Source organism: Rhizomicrobium sp., from assembly GCA_037200045.1.
Classification (GTDB): domain Bacteria; phylum Pseudomonadota; class Alphaproteobacteria; order Micropepsales; family Micropepsaceae; genus Rhizomicrobium.
In genome coordinates this window covers 2,982,573-3,004,457 of the sequence record JBBCHM010000001.1, presented here as the reverse complement: position 1 = coordinate 3,004,457, position 21,885 = coordinate 2,982,573, and the positions used below count along the sequence as shown (strand labels likewise).

Genomic DNA, 21,885 nt, shown 5'->3' with positions numbered 1-21,885 from the left:
CTCCGGCGGGAAGAAATTGAATTGCCCGGACAAGCCGGGCAATGACGAATAAAGGGGCGGGGAAGGAACCAACGTTCAAACCCCGATCGGTTCGTTGGCGAGCGCGCGCACGCGGGCTTCGAGGCTCTTGATCGGGCCGTCCTCGATGCCGCGTTCGGCCAGGTGCGCCGCGGTGCGGTAGAGATAGTCGCGGTTGGTGCCGAGCGGACCTTGCGCCCGCGCGATGCGCTCCGCCGCCGCCTCCGGCGCCAGCGCGCCTTCATAGCGCGGATGATAGCGGTTGACGACGAAGGTCAGCACGCGCGTGCGGCCCTCGCTTTCGATATCGGCGCCGATCCAGCGCGGCTCATAGACGCCCGACAGCATCTCGCGCATCCACAGGATCGACAGTTCGCTCTCGACATCGGCGGCGGCGATGCGGTGGGCGATGCCGGCGACCGAGCCGCCGCGGTCGATGCCGAGCGTCAGGCCGGGCTTTTCCATCGTGCCGCGCCCGACGCGCTGGGCGATGCAGAACAGCCGGTGATAGCCGCGCACATGCGCCTTCGCGCTCTGCGCGACGGTGATCGCGGGATTCCACATCAGCGAGCCATAGCCGAACACCCAGGCATCGGTGCCTTCCGGCACGCTGCGCCGAATAACGTTGAGCGAGGCGCGGCGCGCCTCTTCCGACATCAGGGGAATGCCGCCGCGCGCGATGGCGGCGTCGGCGATGCGCCGCACGCGCTCGGGCGTGAAGTCCTCGCGCCGCATTTCGCGGCCGAGCGGCTGGAACGGGTCTTCCGGTTTGGCCTCTTCGTCAGACAATGCGCGACTCGCGTTTTCCCCAATAGCGGTCCCGGATCAGCCTCTTGTAGAGCTTGCCGGTCGGATGGCGCGGCAGCTCCGGGTCGAAATCGACGGACCGCGGGCATTTGATCGGGGAAAGCCGCGCGCGGCAATAGGCGATGAGTTCCTGCGCGAATTCCGGCGTCGCGTCCTTCCAGTCGAGCGGCTGGACCACCGCCTTCACCTCTTCGCCGAAATCCTCGTTCGGCACGCCGATCACCGCGACATCGGCCACCCTGGGATGGGTGATCAGCAGGTTCTCCGCTTCCTGCGGGTAGATGTTGACGCCGCCGGAAATGATCATGAACGCCTTGCGGTCGGTGAGGTAGAGATAGCCGTCGGCGTCGAGCTTGCCGACATCGCCCAGCGTCGACCATTCGGAATGCAGGGGATGGCGGCTCTCCGCCGTCTTCTTCGGGTCGTTGTGATAGGAGAACTGCGCCGCGGAGGCGAAATAGATCGTGCCTTCCTCGCCAGCCGGAAGCTCGTTGCCTTCGTCGTCGCAGATATGGACCGGAGAGACCAGCGATTTGCCGACCGTGCCGGGATGCTCCAGCCAGTCGGCGGAATTGACGTAGCACATGCCGTTGCCCTCGGTGCCGGCATAGTATTCGTGCAGCACCGGGCCCCACCAGTCGATCATCTTGCGCTTGACCTCGATCGGGATGGGGGCGGCGGCGTGGATCGCGGATTTCATCGAGGACACGTCGTATTTGAGGCGCTGGTCCTCCGGCATCTTCAGCATGCGGACGAACATGGTCGGCACCCATTGGCTGGCGCTGGCCTTGTAGCGCTCGATCGCCGCGAGCGCCGCCTCGGCGTCGAAATGCTCCATCACCACGACGGTGGCGCCGAGGCGCTGCACCGTCATCGAATAATGCAACGGCGCGGCGTGATAGAGCGGCGCGGGGGAGAGATAAATCGACTCCGCGTTGATGCCGTAGAGCATCGCGACCAGGCCGGCCAGCGGCGTCGGTGTGTCGATGGCAAGGCCGGAGAGCGGCTGGCGCACGCCCTTGGGCCGGCCCGTCGTGCCGGAGGAATAGAGCATCGCGGCGCCGGCGGTCTCGTCGGCGATGCGCGTGGCCGGCATCTTCGCGGTTTCGTCTTCATACGATGCGTAGCCGGGGATCGTGCCGCCGACCATCAGGAGCGTCACGCCGGGGATCAGCGGCGCGACCTCGACGGCGACCTTGGCGAGGCTGTGGCCGGCGATCAGGACTTTCGCGTTCGCGTCCTTGACGATGTACTCGACCTCGCCGGCGGTGAGGCGCGAGGACACCGCGGTGAAATAGAGACCGGCGCGCTGCGCCGCCCAGCAGATCTCGTGATAGCGGGCATTGTTCTCCATGAAGATGCAGATGCCGTCGCCGGCCTTCAGGCCCAGCGCGCGGAAGAACTGGGCGCCACGGTTCGAACGGTCTTCGAGCTCGCCGAAGGTGATGGTCTCGCCCGTCGCGGCCATGATGACGGCGGGCTTGTCGGGCGTCGTCTGGGCGACAATCGTCGGATGCATGCGCGTTTCCCGGTATTTTCTGAATATCGTTGGCGAAATTTGTAGGGCGCGAAGGGCGGGCGCGTAAAGGACACTGACGCGGCCGTCAGGTTGACAGGCGCCGCTTCGCCCGCCACATCGGGGCATGCCCGATTTCGTGCGCAAGAAAATGGCGCTCGCCGATGGCGAGGTGTCGTATCTGGAAGGAGCGGGCGAGGCGCCGCTGCTGCACTTCGCGCATGCGACGGGGTTCGATGCGCAGACCTATCGCGGCTTGTTGACGCCGCTGCAGGGCCGCTTTCGTGTCGCCGCCGCCGATCTGCGCGGCCATGGATTCACGACGCTGCCCGCCGTGCCGGGGCCGCTCGCCGACTGGTTCACCTTCGGGAAGGATCTGGCGGCGATCCTCGATGGGCTCGCGGCCGGGCCGGCGATCCTCGCCGGGCATTCGATGGGCGCGATCACCAGCCTGATGGTCGCGGCGGCGCGGCCCGAGCTGGTGCGCGGTCTTGTCCTGGTGGAGCCGGTGCTGGTGCCGCGCTTCAGCCGCCAGATCGCTTACGTGATGCGCCTCTTGGGGCGAACCCCGCCGGGCAACACGAACCTCGCGGCGCTGGCGGCGAAACGGCGCGCGATCTTTCCGTCGTTCGAGGCCGCGCTGGCGGCCTATCGCGGCCGGGGCGCGTTCAAGACCTGGCCGGACGAGACGATCGCCGATTATCTGCGCGGCGGGCTTCTGCCGACCGGCAACGGGACGGAGATGCGGCTGGCCTGCGAGCCGGCGTGGGAGTCGTCGGTGTTCCAGCATGCGCCGCCGGGCATCGCGCGGCTGGCGCGGCAGGTGCGCTGCCCGCTGACGCTGCTTTATGCGGGCGACGGCACGGCGCGCGAGCGCGAGGTGCGGCTCGTGGCGCGGCTGCATGGCGACGCGCGGACGATAAAAGTGCCGGGGACGACGCATTTCCTGCCGATGGAGCGGCCCGACGTGGTGCAGGACGAGATCGCGCGGATGGGGCGGATAACGGGATAGAGCGCGCGAAGCGCAAAATGATTCACGCGGAGGCGCGGAGAACGCGGAGGTCTTCACGAACCTCCGCGTTCTCCGCGGCTCCGCGTGAGTCGAATCTGTGCTTCGCGATTCGAGGCCCGATCTCGTGTCACCTGGGTGGCCCGCATTCGCGGGCCATGACACCGTTTTTCAGCCCGCGACGTCGCTCATCTGCGGCGCGACGTTGGCCTTGGGGTCGGGGGTCTGCGGGCGGAAGGCCTCGGCGGCCTTCTGCGCCGCCGCCTTGTCGTCGGGCGAGAGCTGCGAACCCAGCGCGTCGATGCGCGACCGGGACTCGGTGTCGCCGCTCGCCGCCGCGATGGCGTACCATTTGTAGGCGTCGATCAGGCTCTGCGGCACGCCCATGCCGCGCTCGTAGAGCACCGCGAGGTTGAACTGCGAATCGGCGAGGCCGAGCGCCGCCGCCTTGGAGAACCAGCGCGCGGCTTCCGCGAGATTCTTCGTCGTGCCCGCGCCCGAGGAATAAGCGACGGCGAGATTGTGCATCGCTTTGCGGTTGCCGGCCTGCGCCGCGAGCGAATACCAATGCACGGCGCGCGCCGGATCGGCCTTCACGCCGCGGCCGCGCTCATACATCGTGCCCAAACGATATTGCGCCACCGGCATGCCCTGCTCGGCGGCGCGCTCCAGCCATTTTGCGGCGTCGGGTTCGCTGACCGGGATGCCGTCGCCGTCGAGATATTTGAGGCCGACGATCAGCTCCGCCCGGGCGTTGCCGGCATTGGCCTGCGCGGTCAGCCGGTCGAGCGGCGTCAGCGCGGCGGCCTGGACCGGCTTGGGTGCGGTGGCGGGCGGTGTCGTGGCGGTTGTCGCCGGCACGGTGGCGGCGGGCGCCGGAACGGTCGTCGCGGACGCCGTCGGGGCCGGGACGGCATGGACTCGCGCCGGCTTGACCGTCTGCGGCGCCGCGAGCGGCTTGACGGTCACGGGGCTGGTCGCGGCTTCGCCGGCATCGACCTGGGGCGTAGTGTCGGCCGCAACGCGGATCGGCGCCGGGCTGTCGGATTTGGGGAACAGCATGCTGACGCTGTGCGTCGAATTCGACGACAGTTTCTGGCTCAGCACCGCGCCGGCGGCGATGGCGATCACCGCCATCAGCACGATGAGCGCGATCCACACGAAGGTCTTGCGCGACGAGCCGGGCTTGGCCGGTGCGGGCGTCGCGGCGGCGGCGCCCCAGGAGAAGCCGCTCATGCGGCTGCCGCGCTCGGCCTCGGCCTGGGCGGCGGCGGCGCGGGCGGAACGGCGCGCGGCGGAGAGATAATTGCCCGGCTCCTCCACGACGGGAGGAGGCGGCGCGGCGGCGAAAGGATCGGCGCCGAACGCGGCGGCGCCGCCGAAGGTCGCGTCGGTCGCGCCGAACGCGGTGGCGGTGGCCTCGTAGGGATGTTGGGCGAAGGGATCAGCGCCCGCCGGGAAGGGATGGGCGGCTTCGGCGAAGGGCGGCGCCTCGAAGGTCTGCTGCGGCGCGAAAGCCGGCGGCGGGGCGAAGGCGGGCTGCGGCGCCGGACTGGCGACGAAGGGATGCGCCGGCTCGGCCGGGGCGAAGGGATTGGGCTTGTCGATCGCGGCGCGCAGTTCGGCGACCTGGTCGCGCTGGCGCGCCTCGGTGGCGTCGATGCGCTGGGCGAGACGCTTGAGATTGTCCTCGAGCGCGTCGTTGGGCTGCGGCGCGTCGAACCGGCTGACGATGTCGGCCAGGCTGCGCTCGATGCTCGACAGGCGGCGGTCGATCGCGGGATCGGGCCCGCGCGCTTCCAGGCGCGAGACATTGTCTTCGAGCCGCGCGATGGCGCTGGCGGTTTCGGTGTCGCGGCGCAGGGCGGAGGCTTCCTCGTCCTTGCGCGCCTCGATGCTCTGCACGGTATGCGTGAGGACGTCGTTGCTCGCCTGGGCGGCGCGTTCGACGGCGCGCAGCCGCTCGTCGATCGCCGAGACATGGCCGAGGCGCTGGTCGATCTGCGCCACCTTGTGGTCGATCTGGCCGACGCGCTGGTCGATGCCGCTGGTCGCCTGCTCGCTCTCCTGGCGCGCCTGGGCGAGGCGGCCGGCGAGCGATTCGAGATTGGTCGCGAGCGCGCCGATCTGGGTGGCGGACTGGTTCGCGGTCGCGGCGATCTGGTCGGCGAGGCGCGACAGGCCCTGATGCAGGCCCTTGATCGCGTCGCGGGTGCCGTCATTGGCGCTGGTGCGCTCGACCCGTTCGAGCCGGTCGGCGAGGCCCAGCACATTGCCGCCGAGCTGGTCGAAGGCGACCGCCTGCTCGCGCGCGGCGATGTTGATCTCGGCCGCGGCCTTGCTCATGGCGCGGTTGTTTTCGGTCTGGTTGCGCTCGGCCGATTCCAGGCGGCGCGCGACGCTGCGCAGCTGCTCCTCGATGCGGCGATAGACGTCGTTGCTTTCGGTCTCGCTGCGCGCGACGCGGGCCAGCATGTCGGCGGTGTCGCGGCGCTGCGCGGTGGCGCGCTGCTCCGGCGCGGCGGCATAGCCGTCCTTGTTCGCCGCGGCGGCGTAGCTGCCGCTGTTGGAAGGCCATTGTTCGCGGGCTGGGGTCATGTCGTCCGGTGTGTCGGAAAAGCTGCGGAGGATTCTCCGGGTCATCCATTCGCCGACGGACAGGCCTTCCCGACGCGCTGCGGCTCTCGCTGCTTCGCGGGCCTCGGACGGAATACCCGCCACGTTCCAGGGAATGTCAGGCCGCATTTCGACTCACTTAGCACTGCACCCGCTACGATAAGTACCGGTGTCAAGATGTAGTGTAAAGAATGGTTCATCACCCGTTTTGCAGCGGTCACTCCGATGGACCGATGCAAAGCGGACATTCCGCCATCAGCGTTAATGTCGGGTTAAACGTCCGCCAACTAAGTAGTTGATCTGATTGGGTCGGTTGGAGTTTTTGCGAGACGCGTTGGAGTCGGAAGCACTTCACCGCTCGCCGTGCATTTTTGACCAGGTGCAGCGTAATGCGGTCGTCGATCTCGTCGTGCGAATGATCTTCTCAAAAGAAGGTTTTGAATCGCGCTAGCGCGCCAACCGTTTTTGGCAGCGACTGAGCTAGCAAGGTGTCCAGGTATTCGTCCGCAGTCTTGGGTGGATTCTTGAGGCGGGCTCTATGCGTCCGAACCGCCTAGAGAACGGCCGCTTGGTCGAGAGTGATCTGGAGACTGATAAAGTCGTCAGGATGCAGCGCTTCCAGGTTGTATTTCGCCAGCACGTCGGCGGGAAAATCTTTGAGGTTGGTTGTCACAATTGCGTCTGCACGACCGAAGATAGCGGCGGCAACTACGTGACGATCGTTTTTGTCGGGAAGAACAATGCCCTCGACCAGGCTCTCATATCCTTCAATGAGGGCGTCGGGGAGCGCGGTATTCATCAGTTCGACCGTGCGATCCAGGTCCGCCTGTTTGAGGTCCTCTCGATTGGCCAAGAGATTCCGAGTCCACTCCTCGTGAATTTTTGTGGTCCATTTCACGCGGAAAAGCCGCGCCGCTGCGAGCTGCATGAGCAGATCTCGCAACGGCGCGGGATACAATACACAGGCATCATAGACGGCAGTGTATTTTGACACTCTGTTAGTAGCCCATCTTTAGACCCTGGGCTTGAGACACCAACTCGTCGAGTGCTGCGTCTCGCTTCTTTTCTTGAGAAGCTTTGTACTTCTGCAAGTCGCTAAATCGAACCCTGCGATGACTGCCGGCCTTGTGGTGAGCGATGTCACCACGATCCAACAATTTGACAACATGCGGCCTGGAAACATTTAAGAAATCCGCCGCCTCTTGAGTTGTCAGCTCCGCATGGATGGGAATTATCGTTACGGCATTACCGCGCGACATCTCCGTTAGAAGATGCATAAGCAAAGTCCTAACAGCCGATGGCAGGCGCAGTTCAACATCCCCCTCCAGCCGGACACGAAGTTCACCTTCGCCATCCATTGCAGATAGAATGCGGCTCGATTCCGTCGCTAGTGCTACATCCTCCTTGCTCGGAACCACTGCGTCTTCTCTTTCGGTCAATCCGTTCATTTCATCCATCGAACTCTCCCATAAGCCCAAGTTCGCGCTACGCCCTCATATGGTACCCTTGCGTAGTAAACGCAATATCCGAAACAACAGCTATGCGAAATAATCGCAACGACGTTAAAAAGTTACTCGTTGGGCGATCTTTGTAGCCAGAGCTACCCCATTGAAGAGACTAGAGATCTGGAAAGTGATCAAACGGGGAACATAACTGCGATATTGCAATAAAATCAATTACTTAATTTCTTGTTAGCGACCCGGCCCGGTAGAGTTCGTCCGCGAGATGGCCGGTGGCCCAGAGCCAGGCCATGCGGAAATCCGAGACCAGCGACCACAGGGGGTAGGTGAAGGTCGCGGGGCGGTTCTTCTCCACGAAGAAATGGGCGATCCAGGCGGGGCCGTAACCGGCGATGAGCGCGACCAGACCGAGCCAGGGCCGGCCCGTCGCGAGCGCCGCCAGGAGGCATGCCAGCGCGAGGCCGGTGCCGAGGAAATGCAGGGCGCGGGTCGCGGGCCTGGCGTGTTCGTGAAGATAATAGGGCCAGAAATCGGAATAGGTTTCGATCGGGCGGTTGGTGCGCGGCGCCATCAACGGCCGCCCTCGCTGCCGCGCAAGGCGGCCTCCGGCGGCAGGGGAAGCGGCGCGGCGGCCTTGCTGTCCTTGGCGCTCGGCAGCGGCGTGACGACGGCCGGCGGCGCGGCGTCGTCATGCGGGCCGAGCCCCAGATCGGTCGAGAAGAGCTGCGTCACATAGATCGTGTCGCCGTTCACCGCGGCGCCGACGCCGGTGCGATTGTAGTCGGCGAAGGACAGGTTCTCCTTGTGCGGCGCGCTCGCGAGCCAGCTCGCGACGAAGCGGCGCGCCAGGTCGTTGACGTCGATCGCGGCCGCCGGCGTGTAATGCTGCGCCGCCATGTTCTCGCCGAGAAGTCCCTGGAAACGCGCGTCTTCCGCCATCAGCAGGCTGGCGGAGGTGTCGCCATTGGGCGCGGTGTGCGCGAAGTAATTCTTCGCCGCCATGTCGGCGGCGCGCTTGCGCGCGATGTCCGACAATTCCGGATCAATCATCAGCGACCGCGCCTTGGGATCGATGCGCGAGCGCTCGTCGGCGACGAGCACGGCGATGCGCTCCTCCAGCGCCGGCATCAGCGTCTTGGGATCGGGCGGCGGCGGTGGCGCCACGACCGCTTCGATGGTCGAACAGCCCGCCAGCAGCAGGAACGCGAACGCGGAAACGAGCGCGCGCATGCCTAGGGCAGGATCTCGAACAGGCCGGCCGCGCCCATGCCGCCGCCGATGCACATGGTGACGACGCCGAGCTTGGCCTTGCGGCGGCGCCCTTCGAGCAGAAGATGCCCCGTCATGCGCGCGCCCGACATGCCATAGGGATGGCCGATGGAGATCGCGCCGCCATCGACATTGCATTTGTCGTGCGGAATGCCGAGCACGTCCATGCAGTAGACGGTCTGGCTGGCGAACGCCTCGTTGAGCTCCCACAGATCGATATCGGCGACCGTCAGGCCGTGGCGCTTGAGCAGGCGCGGCACGGCATAGACCGGGCCGACGCCCATCTCGTCCGGCTCGCAGCCGGCGACCGCGAACCCCCGGAAAATACCTAGCGGCGCGATGCCGCGCCTGGACGCTTCGGCGCCGTCCATCACGACCACGGCGGCGGCGCCGTCGGCGAACTGCGAGGCATTGCCGGCGGTGATGTACTTGCCCTGGGCGACCTGCTGGCCGCCGCTGAACACCGGCTTGAGCGCTTTCAGGCCTTCGAGGGTGGTGTCGGGCCGGTTGCCCTCGTCATGGTCCACCGTGACGTCGACGATGGTTTCGGTGCCGGTCGCCCGGTCGACCTTCTTCATCTTGGTCTTCAGGGGGACGATCTCGTCCTTGAACTTGCCGGCCTGCTGGGCGGCGGCGGTGCGGCGCTGGCTTTCCAGCGAGTATTCGTCCTGGCGGTCGCGGCTGATCTTGTAGCGCTCGGCGACGATCTCGGCGGTCTCGATCATCGCCATCCACAGCGCCGGCTTCACCGCCATCAGATGCTCTTCGGTGAAGTGGTTCAGGTTCATGCCGCCCATCTGCACCAGGGAAATGGATTCGACGCCCGAGCCGATGGCGACCGTGGTGCCCTCGGTCATGATCTGCTGGCTGGCCATGGCGATGGCGTTCAGGCCCGAGGAGCAGAAGCGGTTGATCGTGACGCCCGCCGTGGTGACGGGGCAGCCGGCCCAGATCGCGCTGGCGCGGGCGATGTTGTTGCCGGTGGCGCCTTCGGGCAGGGCGCAGCCCATATAGACGTCCTCGACCTCGGCCGGATCGATCTTGGCGTTGGCGATGGCGCTCTTGATCGCGTGGCCGCCCATGGTGGCACCATGGGTCAGGTTGAAGCCGCCGCGGACGGATTTGGCGAGACCGGTGCGCGCGGTCGAGACGATGACGGCGTCTTTCATGGAAGGCTCCGAATGGGGGCGGGGCGGAACCTACTCCGGCCCGCGCCGCGGAGCAAAATCACGGCGTGGCCGCCGACCGCCTGCTATTCCGGCGCCGCGCCGCCTTCGCCGCGCAGATAGGCCGGATATCGGAGGCTGAACGTCAGCGCCAAAGCGAGCGCCACAAGTCCGGCCACCGCGGCTTCCGTCAGCGTGACGGCGGGGACCAGCAGGGCCGCCGCGTCGGCGATGGTCATGATCAGAAGCGCCGCCATCCACACCGCGGTGACGACGTAGTTGGCGCGCAGGAAGGCGGGCGCGCCCCACTGCTCCTGTGCCACCTGCTCGCGGGCGTATTGCAGGGTGAAGGGTTCGTGCAGCAGGAGCGAGAAGACGATGATCGCGAGCAGCCCGCCGTCGACGGCGAGGAGCACGGTGCCGTCGGCGAGCCCGGGCTGGATGAAGCCCTTGTAAAGCGCGAGCGTGCCGAACAGCGCGGTGTTGCCGGCGTCCAGCGTCTTGAGCACGCGGGTATCGAGGAAGGAGCGCATGCCGAGCGTGAAGGCGACGGCGAACGCCGCCCACAGCGCCATGTCGGCCGACAGGCGCATCAGCACGTCGAACAGGATGAACGGCAGGAAGCCGAGTACCAGATTCATGCGGGTCCCCGGCGGCCGGAACGGCGCGACGCCGTTCCGGCCGGTCGCATTACGGCGTCGCCGCCGCGTATTTGCGATTCGCGTAGAGCAGCCACAGATGCTGCGCCTTGGCGAAGCCCGGCGACGGGTTCGATACGGCGTTGAACGCCGTGACGGCGTCGGCGGTCTTGCCCTCCTTGATCAGCGATTCGCCGATCAGCATGTTCGCCTCGACGGCGTCGAGCTTCGGGCCGCCCTTGGCGAGCGCCGCGCGCGCCGTGGCCTCGGCGTCGGTGTAGCGGCCATAGCCGTAATAGGTCTCGGCCAGCTTGAGCATCACGTCCGCGCCGCTCTTCTTGGCCAGGGTCTCGAAGGCGGGAAGCACGGCGCGGTCGCGGGCGGCGGCGGCCTGCGCCTTGGCCAGATCGGCGCCGCCGACATGGCCGGCATCGAGGAACACGACCGCTTCGGCCGGCAGGGCGACGTTCGGCGCCAGGCACAGATTGGCCGGCAGGGTGTAGTCGCCGGGCTGGCCGCTGGCATGCGTGACGAGACGCAGGCGGTAGATGTGCAGCGCCTCGATGTCCTTGATGCCGCGCACGCCCATGCTGTTGTCGATGATCTGGCCCCAGTCGTCGGCATCGTCGTAATAGGTGACGATGGTCTCCAGCGTGGCGACCGCCTCGGCTTCTTTCTTGCCCTTGATCAGGGCGCCGAGCTTGATTTCGAGCGCGCCGCGGTTCGGCGGCTGGCCGGCGGGCGTCGCGTCGATCGCCTTCTGCGCGAAGGCCGCCGCGTTGTCGAAATCGTTGGCGAAGTAATAGGCCTGGGAGAGCGTGGCGATGATGGTCGGATCCGGCGGGCCGCCCAGCGCGATGAAGGCGGTGCCGTATTTGATCGCCTTGTCGTAGTGCCTGGACTGGTTTGCGAGCAGCGTCGCGTTGTGCAGGGTGGACGCCTTGTCGGCATCGGGCAGCGCCGGCGATTCCGCCATCGCCTCATAGGCGGTGTCGGCGGTCGCGTAATCGGCCGAGCCGATCGAGGCGTTGGCGAGGAAATTGTCGATCGTGTATTTGTCGAAATCGGTCTGGTCCGGCACCGCCTGCGCCTGCTTGATCAGTTCGAGAGCGCCCTTGTAGTCCTTGGCCTCGAGCAGCTTCTGCGCCGGCTGCAGCAGCTTGGCGACGGGCGCGCTGACCGAGGGGCCGGAGGCCTTGGCGGCGGCGGGCACGGTCGACACGCCGAGCGCGGTGGCGGCGGCCGTTCCCATCAGGCAGGCGAACAAGGCGGCGCGGGCGAAACGCATAGTCATCAATTGTCCTCACTTGGCTGGAGCGATGTGCGCCACAGCGACCCCTCGCTTGGCGCATCTTGTTTGGTATTGCAACTTTAGTGTGGCGGAACGCTGAAGCCAATGTGGCGGCGCGCTTAATATTGCAGTGCAGCGCAAAACCGCTTATCCCGGTTCGCGCATGAGCCAAGTTCCGGACGGATTGCCGCCAGGGGCGGAAAATATTTCACGCGGCGGATTCAACCTGCACGCGGGGCCGATCTGGCGGCTGCCCGCGGACGGCGAGGTGCGTCGCTTTGCGCTGGCGGTGACCGACAAACACATGAACAGCTCGGGCAGCGTGCATGGCGGCATGTTGATGACGTTCGCGGACATCGCGATGAGCCAGACCGCGCGCGCCGTGTCGGACGCGCCGGCCTGCAGCACGGTGTCGCTGACCTGCGACTTCGTGGGACCGGGCAAGCTGGGCGAGATCCTGGAGGCGCGCGTGCGGGTGACGCGCCGGACGCGGACCATGGTGTTCCTGTCGGCTGACATCGTAGTGGGCACGCGCGCCGTCGCGGTCGCCACCGGATTGTGGAAGATCGCGTGAGCGCGCCGCCGGGCTTCAAGGAGACGCGGCTGATCGATCCGTTCGAGCGCCATGTCGGCCCGGTCTATGAGCAGGGCGAGAACGGCGCCAAGCGCTTCGGCTTTCGCGTCGGGGCGCGTCACGTGAACATGAACGGCGTGGTCCATGGCGGCATGCTGATGACCTTCGCCGACGCCGCGTTCGGCCAGGCGGCATGGGATGCGACCGACCACGGCAATGTCGTGACGCTGAACATGCAGAACCAGTTCCTCGGCCCGGCGCGCGAAGGCGACTGGATCGAGGTGGCGCCGGTGCTGACGCGGCGGACGCGCTCGCTGATCTTCCTGCGCGGCGATTTCACGGTGGACGGCGCGGCGATCTATTCGGTGTCGAGCGTGTGGAAGATCCTGGGTGAGCGCTAGGACGCGGCCAGCGCGCCGCGCCAATATTCCGTCAGCGCTTCCAGCAATTCCTTGTTGAAGCCTTGCGGGCGGGACGATTGCCACAGGCCGCGCGTCAAGGCGTAGGTGCGCATCAGGACGCGCACGCCATGGCCTTTTTGCAGGTTCAGCACGCGCTCCACCACCGTTCCGGTCCGCGCGAGCGTGGCGAGGAAGGCGGACTTGAACGCCTTGAGCTTTTCCGGCTCGAGATTCTTCTCCAGCACGCCATAGCCCAGCGCGTCGAGCCGCAGCAGTCCGGGATGGCGGTCCAGATAGCCGATGAAGGCCTGGAGAAACGCCGCGACCCTGGCCGCGCGCCGGCCCTTGCCGTCGCCGAGCGTGCCGCCGACCTCCTGCAGCAGGGCCGCCCAGCCTTCGAGGAGAAGCGCCGCGAAGATCTCCTCCTTGGTCTGGAAGTAGAGATAGACGGTGCCTTTCGCGAGGCCCGCCTTCGCGGCGATCTGCGCGGCGGAGGGCAGCGCGCCGCCGCCGGACAGGAACAGGGCGTCGGCCGCGTCCAGGATCGCCTGGCGCCGGTTCTGCTTGTCCTTAAGTGCAAAAGCGTGTCGGACCATGGCGCATCCTAGCGCAAGGACGGGAAATGACCATCGGTCATATATATTGACCGCTGGTCATTTTCTTCCTAGTCTTCGCTGGCATCCGGAGACCCGCAGCCATGACGCCCGAAGACGACATCCGTGCCCGCACGCTTCAACTGGTCGGCGCCTACCGGACCCTCATGGCCGAGGGACGCTGGGACGCGTGGATCGATCTGTGGTGCGAGGACGGCGTTCTGGAATTTCCCTTCGCGCCCGCCGGCCGTCGGCCGACCTACCGGGGACGGCGGGACATTCTCGATTACATGAAGGCGGCATCCGGCAAGATCGCCATCGACGCGGTGGCGCGGGCCCGCATCTTTCCCATGCAGGATCCCACGGTGGCGGTCGCGGAATTCGCGATCAAGGGGCGGGCGCTGAGCACGGGCGCGCCCTATGACCAGCGCTATGTGGTGTTCTTCGAAACCCGGGACGGCAAGCTCGCGCATTACCGCGAATATTGGAATCCGCTGGTATCGATGGCGGCGTTCGGCGAGGGCTGGGCCACCGCGTTCGGCGCGCCGCAATGAGCCGCATCCTGGTCACCGGCGGCACCGGAAAGACCGGACGCCGGCTGGCGGCCCGGCTGCGGGCGGACGGCACCGCGCTGCGCGTCGCATCGCGCGCCCCGAACGGCGCGGCGGACGGCGTCGTCTTCGACTGGAACGCGCCCGAGACCTGGGACGGGGCGCTCGACGGCGTGACGGCGGCCTATCTCGTGGCGCCGGCGCGCGGCGGCGATCCCGCGCAGGCGATGATCGGCTTCGTGCAGGCGGCCATGGCGCGCGGCATGGGGCGCTTCGTGCTGCTGAGCGCCTCGCTGCTCTCCGCCGGCGGACCGGGCATGGGGCAGGTGCATCAATGGCTGCACGACAACGCCCCGCAATGGGCCGTGATCCGTCCCAGCTGGTTCATGCAGAACTTCAGCGAAGGGCAGCATCTTGCGACCATCCGCGATGAAGATGCCGTCTATTCGGCGGCGCAGGACGGGCGCGTTCCTTTCCTGGACGCGGAGGACATCGCGCGCGTCGCGCAAATCCTGCTGACGCGGGCCAAGGCGCCGAACGCGGATTTCATCCTCACCGGTCCGCGCGCGATTTCCTATGACGACGTGGCGCGCAGCCTGAGCGCCGCCGCCGGCCGCCCCATCGCGCATCGTCGCGTCGGCGCGGACGCGCTCGCGGCGCGGCACCGGGCCGCCGGCCTGCCGGAGCTGGTGGCGCAAATCCTGGCGATGATGGACACCGCGATCGCGGGCGGCGCCGAAGACCGCGTGACGGAGGCGGTGGCGGCCTTGACCGGCCATCCGCCGGCCGATTTCGACAGCTTCGCGCGGGCCAATGCCGCGGTCTGGCGGAATTGAAGGACGTCGCGGAGCGCTAACCGATCTGCACCGCCAGCATGGAAATCGAGCCGCCATCGACGCCTTCGACGGGAAAGCGGATCGTCTCGCCCTTCTCCCCCGAGCCGAGCACATAGAGCAGCGGCAGATAATGTTCCGGCGTCGGAACCGACAGGGCGGCGTCGCGGCCGAGCGATTCGTAATCGATGAGCGGCCGATAGTCGCCGGCGAGGATCAGCTTTCGCGCCGCCGCCTCGAACCGGCTCGCCCAGTCGAACGGCTGCGGCACGTGCCGCCCCCAGGCATAGGCATGAAGATTGTGGACCAGATTGCCGCTGCCGAGGATCAGAATGCCTTCGTCCCTGAGCGGCGCGAGTCTCCGGCCGATCTCGAAATGGACCGAGGCCGGTTTGGTCTCGTCGATGCTCAACTGGACGACCGGAATATCGGCGTCGGGATAGACGCGGCACAGGACCGACCAGGTGCCGTGATCGAGGCCCCAGGTGTCGTCGAGCGTCACGCCCAGGGGCGACAGCAATTCCTGCACGCGGCGCGCCAGCGCGGCATCGCCGGGCGCGGGATATCGCACCTGGTACAGCGCGGGCGGAAAGCCACCGAAATCGTGGATGGTCCGCGGCGCGGCGTTGATCGTCACGCCGGTCTGCGGAACGTACCAATGCGCCGAAATCGACAGGATCGCCTTGGGCCGCGCGATCGCCTGGCCGAGGCGCTTCCAGGCCTCGGTGTAGCCGTTGTCGCTGAGCGCGTTCATCGGATTGCCGTGGCCGATGAAGATCGACGGTAGTTTCGCCATTGCCGGGAGAACCTCATGCCTGCACGGCCGCACTATCGCACGCCTTGACGCGCGGTGCTCGCCAGGCCGGGCTTGCGGCTGATGCAGGCGTGGTTCCGTCCCGACGGGCGGCCCGCGCCTTACTGTTTCACGAGCGTCGCCACCGAAACATGCGGCCAGCTCAGGCCGTTGAAGTTCAGCAGAACGGTCTGGGAATATTGCAGCTGATGCTTGACCGTGCCGTTCGGCAATTTGAACGTCTCGATCCAGAAAGTGGCATCCAGCTCCGCCGACAACGCGTTGGGGCCGCCGGCCGCGCCCGCCAGAAAGGCGATGTTCGAGGTGCCGCCGCCGGTGGCGGGCGGGTTGAGCGGCTTGGTCGAAACCCGCAGCGTCGTGGTCGAGGTGACGGTCTTGCCGGCGAGCCCCTGCTGCAGCACGAGGTTGGGATTGTTGACCATCGCCTGGGTCACGTTCGGGATATCGGCATGCGGCGTGCGGAACTGCGTCGCGACGCCGAGATTCACCTCGGGGAAGTTGACCGGCGTGTGCGGCGGCGCGATCAGGAAAGGCGTGATGCTGGCCGGCCCGATGGGCGGCGGGCCGGCGAGCACCGGCAGCTCGCTTCCCTGCGCGACGAGCGAAGTGCCGTGCGGAATGTTGGAGAGGCGCGAGACCGTCTTGGGGTCCAGGGGATTGGTCGTGGCCGGAACGGTCAGCCAGATGCCGGGCTCGATATGGATACCGGCCGGTTGGCCGTTTTCCTTCACATGCGCGTCCTGCACCTGTTGCAGATAGCGGACGCCATGCAGATTCATGTCGCCCTGCAACAGCCCGCGATTGGGAATGTCGCCGGGAATCTGATCGAACTGGATCGTCTCGAGCGTCTCGTTCAGCTCCAGGAAGCGGTCCTGCGTGCCGTGGAACGGGCGCCAGATCTGATTGAACCCGGTGCCCGTCCACGTTCCGATGAGCTGGTCTATGGGCGTGAACGGATCGGGCAGGAGCTGCGCGATCTTTCCCGAAACCGAGGTCAGCCTGAAATTCGCCAAGAGTTGCATCTTTTGCCTCCAAAATAGGATTGCGGAACGCAGGACTGGCGCGTCGAAATAAGGCGGACACGAACCGCCGACGCGCCGAACGCGGACTGTTTTCAAATCACAAGAGCGCCGACGGATTCGGGAAAACGTCGCCTTCGAAATCCTCGAAGCCGAATGAGACCCGCCCCCGAAACGAATACGATGTCGGCCTACACGGAACGCCCACGCACTATGGCCAATTGCATATTGGTCTTCAAGTGTTCCAATACTCTATTTCATTTATTTCATAATATCATGATCGCATACAGTAATCGTTCGATTTCATTCTTCCGAATATTTCGTCGGGCATTTCGCGGCGGCGCCGGCCGCGCCAAACAGCCCCTCCGATGAGCGGGCCCTTAACGAACCATTCACGCTAACGCCACGTTTACCCCTGTACGCCTAGGTTCCCTGAATCAGGGGACGGAGACTTTGCATGGGCCGGCATGAGGCCGCCCTTTCTGCGACGTTCGACGGGGGACGCCTCGACGGGCGCGTCGCGTTCGTGTCGGCGGCGCCGGGACATCTCGGCGCCGCGATGACGCGCGCGCTGGCGCATGCCGGGGCGCATGTGATCGTCAATGCGCGCGACGACGACAAGCTGTCCGATTTCGAAGCCGAACTTCTCGGCGAGGGACATTCGGTCGAGCGCGCGGCGTTCGATGTCGGCGATGTCGCGCGGGTGCGGGAATTCTTCGCGGCGCTGCCGCGCCTCGACATCCTCGTCAACAACGCCATCGCGATGACGCCCAAGCCCTTCGCGGCGCTGGAGGCGTCCGACTTCGCTTCGACCTATGCCTCCAGCGTGACCGCGAGCTTCGAGGCGGTGCGCGCCGCCCTGCCCGCCTTGCGCGTTGCCGCGTCGGCGTCCGGCGAAGCGAGCGTGATCAATGTCGCCTCGATGTACGCAATTGTCGCGCCCGATGCCCGGCTCTACGACGAACCTGGCGGGCAGAGCCCGTTCCACTACGGCCCGGCCAAGGCGGCGCTGCTCCAGCTCACCCGCCACCTCGCCGCCGAGCTCGGGCGCGAAAACATTCGCGTGAACGCCCTCGTCCCGGGGCCTTTCCCGCGCGACGCGGTGCAGGCCGCCGACCCCGCTTTCGCCGCCCGGCTGGCGGCCAAAACCATGCTGGGGCGCCTCGGAACGGCCGCCGAGATCGCCGGCCCCCTGCTCTTCCTGGCTTCCCCGGCGTCGTCCTTCATGACCGGCCAGGCGCTGACCATCGATGGCGGTTGGACCGCCTGGTGAGATAGAAGGAAGGAGCAGCCCCAGCCGATGAATATGGCGTTCCTCTCTTCCTTCAAGTCCGGGCCGGACACGGTGTATCCCGAGGCGCTGCGCCAGCGCCTGCGGAATTTCCCGTTGCTGGAGGATGTCAGCGAGGCGGCGCTGAAGAAGCTGCTGTCGGAAGCCAACTGGTTCGGCCTTCCCGGCGGCATGCTGCTCAAGCGCGACGGCGAGAACGACCATGCCGTGTTCCTGGTCATCACCGGCAGCCTCGGCGTCTTCGCCGAGGACGAGCACGGCAAGCGCCGCTTCGTGGCGCATATCCCGGCCGGCGAGACGGTCGGCGAGATGTCGCTGATCTCCGGCTCCGCCGAGCACTCCGCCCAGCTCGTGGCGATGCGCGACAGCGAGCTTTTGCGCGTGCCGCCCGCCGCCTTCGACGCGCTGATCGGGCGGCATCCGCGCGTCATGCTCAACATGATGCGCATCCTGGTGAAGCGGCTTCAGGACACCACGAAGAGTTCGAGCGACACGGCACGGCCCAAGACCTTCGCCATCGTGCCGCTGCAGCCGGGCCTCGACCAATCGCCGATCGCGCACCGGCTGGCCGGCGCGCTGGTCAACATGGGCTCGAAGGCCGCGGTGCTCGATTCGTCCTGCGCCGACCAGTCGGGCGAATGGTTCGCCAATTTCGAGGCCGGCCACGACATCGTGTTCTATCGCGGCGACGCGCCGGACAGCGCCTGGACCCATCAATGCCTGCGCCAGGCCGACCGCATCTTCCTGCTCGCGCGCATCGACCAGCCGCTGCCCGATCACGCGATGGACGTGCCGGCGTTCAAGGAACGCGCCGCCGGCCTGCCGCAGCTCCTGCTGCTGCATCCCACCGACAAGAACGAGAACATGCCCGAGCACCTGGCGGTGCGCGCCGGACTGTTCGAATCGCATCACCATGTGCGCAGCGGCCGGCCCGACGATATCCAGCGGCTGGCGCGTTTCATCTCCGGCCGCGCGGTCGGCATCGTTCTGGCCGGCGGCGGGGCGCGCGGCTTCGCCCATATCGGCGTGGTGAAGGCGCTGGTCGAAGCGGGAGTCCCGTTCGACAATATCGGCGGCACCTCGATGGGGGCGCTGATCGCGGCGGGACTGGCCTGCGAGTGGGGCATCGAGGAGTTGACCGACCGCATGCGCGCGGCCTTCGTCGAGGGCAATCCGCTCAACGACTATACGATACCGCTGATCGCGCTGGTGCGCGGGCGCAAGGTCTCCGACCTGCTCAAGCGCAATTACGGCGACCTCCGGATCGAGGAACTGGCCAAGCCGTTCTTCTGCGTGTCGTCGGACCTGACGACGGGGCGGGTGCACATCCATCGCGCCGGAACGCTGTGGCGGGCACTGCGCGCCAGCGTGGCGCTGCCGGGCATCCTGCCGCCGGTGACGCATAACGGGCACCTCCTGGTCGATGGCGGGCTGATGAACAACCTGCCGGTCGACGTGATGGCCGAGCGCGCCTCCGGCCCGATCATCGCCTCGGACGTCACCGGCGAGATCGATTTGAAGGCGCGCGACAGCCAGTATGGCGAGCGGCCCTGGTGGTGGCTGATCGCCCAGCGCATGGCGGGCACGCCGTCGATCGTCTCGATCCTGATGCGCTCGGGCACCGTGGGCTCGGAAGCGCAGCGCCGGCTGGCGCGCGAGCAGGCGAACTACATGTTCGAGCCGCCGCTGGTCGGCGTCGGCCTGCGCGACTGGCGCGCCTTCGACCGCTGCATCGCCGAAGGCTATGAGCACGGGCTGCGCATGATCGAGCAGCACGGCGTGCCGCTGACCGAAGTGTGGAGCGAGGGACCCGCGGTCTCCATCGAGCACCACGTCCACGCGGCGGAATAAAACCGCCGCCTTTTCAGTCCGCCGCGAGATAGGCCACGAGCGCCCGAATCTGCTGATCGCTCATGCCGCGGGCGTTGTGGAACATCGTGTCGTCGACGCGCGTCAGGAGCCGCAGCCGCTCGAGCTGGCTGGTGAGATAGGCGGCGTGCTGTCCGGCGAGGCGCGGCGCGGCGGCGCCGCCTTCGCCCTGCGCGCCGTGGCACGCCTGGCAGGGCCGGATTTCCTCGGTGGTGGCGCCGTTGGCGTAAATCTTCCGGCCGAGCGCCGCCAGCGGACCCTGCGGCCGGCTCTTAGTCGGCGGCTGGCCGGCGTAATAGGCAGCGAGCGCGTCGAAGGTGTCGTTGCTGAGGTCCGAAACCACCGGCCACATCGCCTTCATCGCATGCGGATCCTCGCTGGCGAGGTTCGAGAAATCGTGCAGGCGCTTGGCGATGTAGGCGGCCTGCTGGCCGTTCAGCCGGGGAACCGCGCCGGTGGGGCTGTTGCCGCCATCGCCATGGCACGCCTGGCATTTGGCGACGAGCGGGGCCGGCAGGTCGGTGGCCGCCAACGCCATCGTCGAAAACAGGCACGCGCCGACGACCGCGCCGATAATCCGCATCCTTGCCATGGCGTCGTTACCTCGCACGAGTTTCGAAAGCGGTTTCAGCGTCGCACAGTTGACCATGGCGATGCGAGCGGGTTTTGACTCCGATCAACGCGACGCCCCCGCGCATCGCGGCGGGTCGATGTATCCATCGGACGCGCGCCGGCTACCCCGCTAGTGGGTTCTGCCGCCTTATCGGTAGCAGTTCATCGAACTTGCCGGGGCGTTTCTCGTTCCTGGCCTTGAACGCTTCCATCATGTCGGCTTCGGGGTGGTACATGCCGGCCTGCCAGGTGGCGATGTAGTCGAGGCCGTCGGCGATGGTGTGATCGCGGACGTAATTGATCATCACCTTGGAACCGTAGACCGCGAGCGGCGATTTCTCCGCGATGTCTTTCGCGACGCCCATGACATGCTCCAGCATCGCCTCTTGCGTCGCGAACACCGCGTTGACGAGGCCGAGCTGCGCCGCCTTCTGCGCCGGCAGCCGGCGACCGGCATAGGCGAGCTCGCGCACCATGCCCTCGGGCATCAGCTTGCACAGGCGCGGGAAGGTGCCGACATCGGCCGTCATGCCGATATTGATCTCCTGGATGACGAAGAACGCGTCCTCGGTCGCGTAGCGGCAGTCGCAGGCGCTCGCCATGTCGACCGCGCCGCCGACGCAGCCGCCCTGAATCGCGATCAGCACCGGCACGCGCGCCTTTTCGAGGCAGTTGAACGTCTCCTGGATGTCGAGCACGGAGAGCCTGAGGCTCGCCCGCGTGCGGCCGCGCTCGGTCTGTGCCCGCGAGGCCGCCGTGCCGGCCGAGTTGCCGCCGGTGAACACCGCCAGGTCCATGCCGCCGGAGAAATGCTTGCCAGTGGACGAGATCACGATGACGCGCGCCTTCGCATGATCGTCGATGTCCTTCACGATGGCCGGCAGCTCGGTCCAGAATTCCGGCACCATGGTGTTGATCTCCGCCGGGCGCTTGAGCTGGATATGCGCGATGCCGTTCGCGATTCCGACATTGAAGCAGCGATAGGTCATGGGCGGTTTCCTCTAGATCGCGTTGTTCGGAATTTGCGGCGGGGCGTTCAGGTCGTAGCGCCGGCCGCTCGGCCCGGTGAGCACCAGCGACGTCACATGGCTCACATTGTCATGCGTGACGACGGTGGCCTCCAGCGTGCCTTCGGCCTTGCTGCCCTTCAGATGCACGATATAGCTCGCCGTGGTGCCGGAGCCCGCCACGGTGGAGACCGTCGCGCTCGACACGGTCGTGACCGCGATGTCGTCGCCCAGCACGGAGCGGGCGAACGGGTCGGCGTTCACCGTGGCGACCACCAGCTTGAGCGTCGCGTCGTCCTTGAAGCCGTTGTTGAAATACCAGCCCAGATAGCTGAACGCGCCGACCACCGCGACGATGGCGATGAGGCCGGCGATCAGGCAGCCCCACAGGCAGCCATGGCCCGAACGGGGCGGCGGCGGCGGGAGCGGTCCGGGTGCGGCAATGTCGGTCAAACTGCCCTCAAGGCAACATCGCGGGGAGCGGCAAGCAAATCACACGCGCGCGGTTGGCGCAAAGCGGCCGGCTAACCT

23 protein-coding genes are annotated in these 21,885 nt (G+C 66.8%); 7 read left to right on the top strand and 16 right to left on the bottom strand.

The window, feature by feature from the left end; translation table 11 throughout:
• Positions 1-75: 75 nt before the first annotated feature.
• On the bottom strand, positions 76-807 hold the full coding sequence (locus tag WDM86_14800; GenBank protein MEI9991302.1) for a gamma-glutamylcyclotransferase: 732 nt from the start codon (positions 805-807) through the stop codon (positions 76-78).
• Positions 800-2,344, bottom strand: coding sequence for an AMP-binding protein (locus WDM86_14795; GenBank protein MEI9991301.1), 1,545 nt, complete (start codon positions 2,342-2,344; stop codon positions 800-802). Before WDM86_14795 ends, WDM86_14800 begins: the two co-directional genes overlap by 8 nt.
• A 124-nt stretch (positions 2,345-2,468) precedes the next feature.
• On the opposite strand from WDM86_14795, the gene WDM86_14790 reads away from it, so the two are divergent.
• Complete coding sequence (locus WDM86_14790; protein MEI9991300.1) at positions 2,469-3,353, top strand: alpha/beta hydrolase; 885 nt, start codon at positions 2,469-2,471, stop codon at positions 3,351-3,353.
• A gap of 168 nt (positions 3,354-3,521) precedes the next feature.
• On the opposite strand, the gene WDM86_14785 is transcribed toward WDM86_14790, so the two are convergent.
• From WDM86_14785 to WDM86_14750, 8 genes are all read right to left on the bottom strand, one after another.
• Positions 3,522-5,993: a hypothetical protein gene (locus WDM86_14785; GenBank protein MEI9991299.1), complete on the bottom strand. Its 2,472-nt coding sequence runs from the start codon at positions 5,991-5,993 to the stop codon at positions 3,522-3,524.
• A gap of 526 nt (positions 5,994-6,519) precedes the next feature.
• Entirely contained in the window at positions 6,520-6,960 is a 441-nt protein-coding gene (locus WDM86_14780; protein MEI9991298.1) for a PIN domain-containing protein, read from the bottom strand.
• A gap of 4 nt (positions 6,961-6,964) precedes the next feature.
• Complete coding sequence (locus WDM86_14775; GenBank protein ID MEI9991297.1) at positions 6,965-7,423, bottom strand: helix-turn-helix domain-containing protein; 459 nt, start codon at positions 7,421-7,423, stop codon at positions 6,965-6,967.
• Positions 7,424-7,646: 223 nt separating this feature from the next.
• Complete coding sequence (locus tag WDM86_14770; protein MEI9991296.1) at positions 7,647-7,997, bottom strand: DUF962 domain-containing protein; 351 nt, start codon at positions 7,995-7,997, stop codon at positions 7,647-7,649.
• On the bottom strand, positions 7,997-8,656 hold the full coding sequence (locus tag WDM86_14765) for a CAP domain-containing protein (protein MEI9991295.1): 660 nt from the start codon (positions 8,654-8,656) through the stop codon (positions 7,997-7,999). The genes WDM86_14770 and WDM86_14765 overlap by 1 nt, the downstream gene beginning before the upstream one ends.
• Before the next feature lie 2 nt (positions 8,657-8,658).
• Complete coding sequence (locus WDM86_14760) at positions 8,659-9,864, bottom strand: acetyl-CoA C-acyltransferase (GenBank protein ID MEI9991294.1); 1,206 nt, start codon at positions 9,862-9,864, stop codon at positions 8,659-8,661.
• A gap of 83 nt (positions 9,865-9,947) precedes the next feature.
• Positions 9,948-10,502 carry a hypothetical protein gene (locus WDM86_14755; protein MEI9991293.1) on the bottom strand — a complete coding sequence of 185 codons (555 nt, stop codon included), beginning with the start codon at positions 10,500-10,502 and terminating at the stop codon, positions 9,948-9,950.
• Positions 10,503-10,551: 49 nt separating this feature from the next.
• Positions 10,552-11,793, bottom strand: a complete 1,242-nt coding sequence (locus tag WDM86_14750) for a hypothetical protein (protein ID MEI9991292.1) — start codon at positions 11,791-11,793, stop codon at positions 10,552-10,554.
• 160 nt (positions 11,794-11,953) lie between these two features.
• Here WDM86_14750 and WDM86_14745 point away from each other — a divergent pair, with 160 nt between their 5' ends.
• Positions 11,954-12,364, top strand: coding sequence for a PaaI family thioesterase (locus WDM86_14745; protein ID MEI9991291.1), 411 nt, complete (start codon positions 11,954-11,956; stop codon positions 12,362-12,364).
• On the top strand, positions 12,361-12,765 hold the full coding sequence (locus WDM86_14740) for a PaaI family thioesterase (GenBank protein MEI9991290.1): 405 nt from the start codon (positions 12,361-12,363) through the stop codon (positions 12,763-12,765). The genes WDM86_14745 and WDM86_14740 overlap by 4 nt, the downstream gene beginning before the upstream one ends.
• Here WDM86_14740 and WDM86_14735 read toward each other — a convergent pair.
• Positions 12,762-13,361, bottom strand: coding sequence for a TetR/AcrR family transcriptional regulator (locus WDM86_14735; protein ID MEI9991289.1), 600 nt, complete (start codon positions 13,359-13,361; stop codon positions 12,762-12,764). The two genes, WDM86_14740 and WDM86_14735, sit on opposite strands and share 4 nt — an antisense overlap.
• 101 nt (positions 13,362-13,462) lie before the next feature.
• Here WDM86_14735 and WDM86_14730 point away from each other — a divergent pair, with 101 nt between their 5' ends.
• Together WDM86_14730 and WDM86_14725 are read left to right on the top strand one after the other, a co-directional pair.
• Positions 13,463-13,912, top strand: coding sequence for a nuclear transport factor 2 family protein (locus tag WDM86_14730; protein ID MEI9991288.1), 450 nt, complete (start codon positions 13,463-13,465; stop codon positions 13,910-13,912).
• Positions 13,909-14,745, top strand: coding sequence for an ergot alkaloid biosynthesis protein (locus tag WDM86_14725; protein ID MEI9991287.1), 837 nt, complete (start codon positions 13,909-13,911; stop codon positions 14,743-14,745). The genes WDM86_14730 and WDM86_14725 overlap by 4 nt, the downstream gene beginning before the upstream one ends.
• Before the next feature lie 16 nt (positions 14,746-14,761).
• Here WDM86_14725 and ygiD read toward each other — a convergent pair whose 3' ends face one another.
• Both ygiD and WDM86_14715 read right to left on the bottom strand, forming a co-directional pair.
• A complete protein-coding gene (gene ygiD, locus WDM86_14720) occupies positions 14,762-15,538 on the bottom strand; it encodes a 4,5-DOPA dioxygenase extradiol (GenBank protein ID MEI9991286.1) in 777 nt (258 codons plus the stop codon).
• 119 nt (positions 15,539-15,657) lie between these two features.
• Positions 15,658-16,578, bottom strand: coding sequence for a heme-binding protein (locus WDM86_14715; protein MEI9991285.1), 921 nt, complete (start codon positions 16,576-16,578; stop codon positions 15,658-15,660).
• Between the two features lie 454 nt (positions 16,579-17,032).
• Here WDM86_14715 and WDM86_14710 point away from each other — a divergent pair, with 454 nt between their 5' ends.
• Together WDM86_14710 and WDM86_14705 are read left to right on the top strand one after the other, a co-directional pair.
• Entirely contained in the window at positions 17,033-17,848 is an 816-nt protein-coding gene (locus WDM86_14710) for an SDR family oxidoreductase (protein ID MEI9991284.1), read from the top strand.
• 27 nt (positions 17,849-17,875) lie between these two features.
• Positions 17,876-19,717: a patatin-like phospholipase family protein gene (locus tag WDM86_14705; GenBank protein ID MEI9991283.1), complete on the top strand. Its 1,842-nt coding sequence runs from the start codon at positions 17,876-17,878 to the stop codon at positions 19,715-19,717.
• 13 nt (positions 19,718-19,730) lie between these two features.
• Here WDM86_14705 and WDM86_14700 read toward each other — a convergent pair whose 3' ends face one another.
• The 3 genes from WDM86_14700 to WDM86_14690 all read right to left on the bottom strand — a co-directional run bounded on the left by WDM86_14700 (position 19,731) and on the right by WDM86_14690 (position 21,807).
• Positions 19,731-20,327: a c-type cytochrome gene (locus WDM86_14700; GenBank protein ID MEI9991282.1), complete on the bottom strand. Its 597-nt coding sequence runs from the start codon at positions 20,325-20,327 to the stop codon at positions 19,731-19,733.
• Between the two features lie 142 nt (positions 20,328-20,469).
• Positions 20,470-21,336, bottom strand: coding sequence for a crotonase/enoyl-CoA hydratase family protein (locus WDM86_14695; protein ID MEI9991281.1), 867 nt, complete (start codon positions 21,334-21,336; stop codon positions 20,470-20,472).
• Between the two features lie 12 nt (positions 21,337-21,348).
• Complete coding sequence (locus tag WDM86_14690; protein ID MEI9991280.1) at positions 21,349-21,807, bottom strand: cytochrome c oxidase assembly factor Coa1 family protein; 459 nt, start codon at positions 21,805-21,807, stop codon at positions 21,349-21,351.
• Positions 21,808-21,885: the final 78 nt, after the last annotated feature.

Bases quoted from the DNA above. Each gene is read 5' to 3' on its own strand.
- WDM86_14795 (MEI9991301.1), bottom strand. From the start codon at position 2,344: ATGCATCCGACGATTGTCGCCCAGACGACGCCCGACAAGCCCGCCGTC.
- WDM86_14790 (MEI9991300.1), top strand. From the start codon at position 2,469: ATGCCCGATTTCGTGCGCAAGAAAATGGCGCTCGCCGATGGCGAGGTG.
- WDM86_14785 (MEI9991299.1), bottom strand. From the start codon at position 5,993: ATGACCCGGAGAATCCTCCGCAGCTTTTCCGACACACCGGACGACATG.
- WDM86_14775 (MEI9991297.1), bottom strand. From the start codon at position 7,423: ATGGATGAAATGAACGGATTGACCGAAAGAGAAGACGCAGTGGTTCCG.
- WDM86_14770 (MEI9991296.1), bottom strand. From the start codon at position 7,997: ATGGCGCCGCGCACCAACCGCCCGATCGAAACCTATTCCGATTTCTGG.
- WDM86_14765 (MEI9991295.1), bottom strand. From the start codon at position 8,656: ATGCGCGCGCTCGTTTCCGCGTTCGCGTTCCTGCTGCTGGCGGGCTGT.
- WDM86_14760 (MEI9991294.1), bottom strand. From the start codon at position 9,864: ATGAAAGACGCCGTCATCGTCTCGACCGCGCGCACCGGTCTCGCCAAA.
- WDM86_14755 (MEI9991293.1), bottom strand. From the start codon at position 10,502: ATGAATCTGGTACTCGGCTTCCTGCCGTTCATCCTGTTCGACGTGCTG.
- WDM86_14750 (MEI9991292.1), bottom strand. From the start codon at position 11,793: ATGACTATGCGTTTCGCCCGCGCCGCCTTGTTCGCCTGCCTGATGGGA.
- WDM86_14745 (MEI9991291.1), top strand. From the start codon at position 11,954: ATGAGCCAAGTTCCGGACGGATTGCCGCCAGGGGCGGAAAATATTTCA.
- WDM86_14735 (MEI9991289.1), bottom strand. From the start codon at position 13,361: ATGGTCCGACACGCTTTTGCACTTAAGGACAAGCAGAACCGGCGCCAG.
- WDM86_14730 (MEI9991288.1), top strand. From the start codon at position 13,463: ATGACGCCCGAAGACGACATCCGTGCCCGCACGCTTCAACTGGTCGGC.
- WDM86_14725 (MEI9991287.1), top strand. From the start codon at position 13,909: ATGAGCCGCATCCTGGTCACCGGCGGCACCGGAAAGACCGGACGCCGG.
- ygiD (MEI9991286.1), bottom strand. From the start codon at position 15,538: ATGGCGAAACTACCGTCGATCTTCATCGGCCACGGCAATCCGATGAAC.
- WDM86_14715 (MEI9991285.1), bottom strand. From the start codon at position 16,578: ATGCAACTCTTGGCGAATTTCAGGCTGACCTCGGTTTCGGGAAAGATC.
- WDM86_14710 (MEI9991284.1), top strand. From the start codon at position 17,033: ATGGGCCGGCATGAGGCCGCCCTTTCTGCGACGTTCGACGGGGGACGC.
- WDM86_14705 (MEI9991283.1), top strand. From the start codon at position 17,876: ATGAATATGGCGTTCCTCTCTTCCTTCAAGTCCGGGCCGGACACGGTG.
- WDM86_14700 (MEI9991282.1), bottom strand. From the start codon at position 20,327: ATGGCAAGGATGCGGATTATCGGCGCGGTCGTCGGCGCGTGCCTGTTT.
- WDM86_14695 (MEI9991281.1), bottom strand. From the start codon at position 21,336: ATGACCTATCGCTGCTTCAATGTCGGAATCGCGAACGGCATCGCGCAT.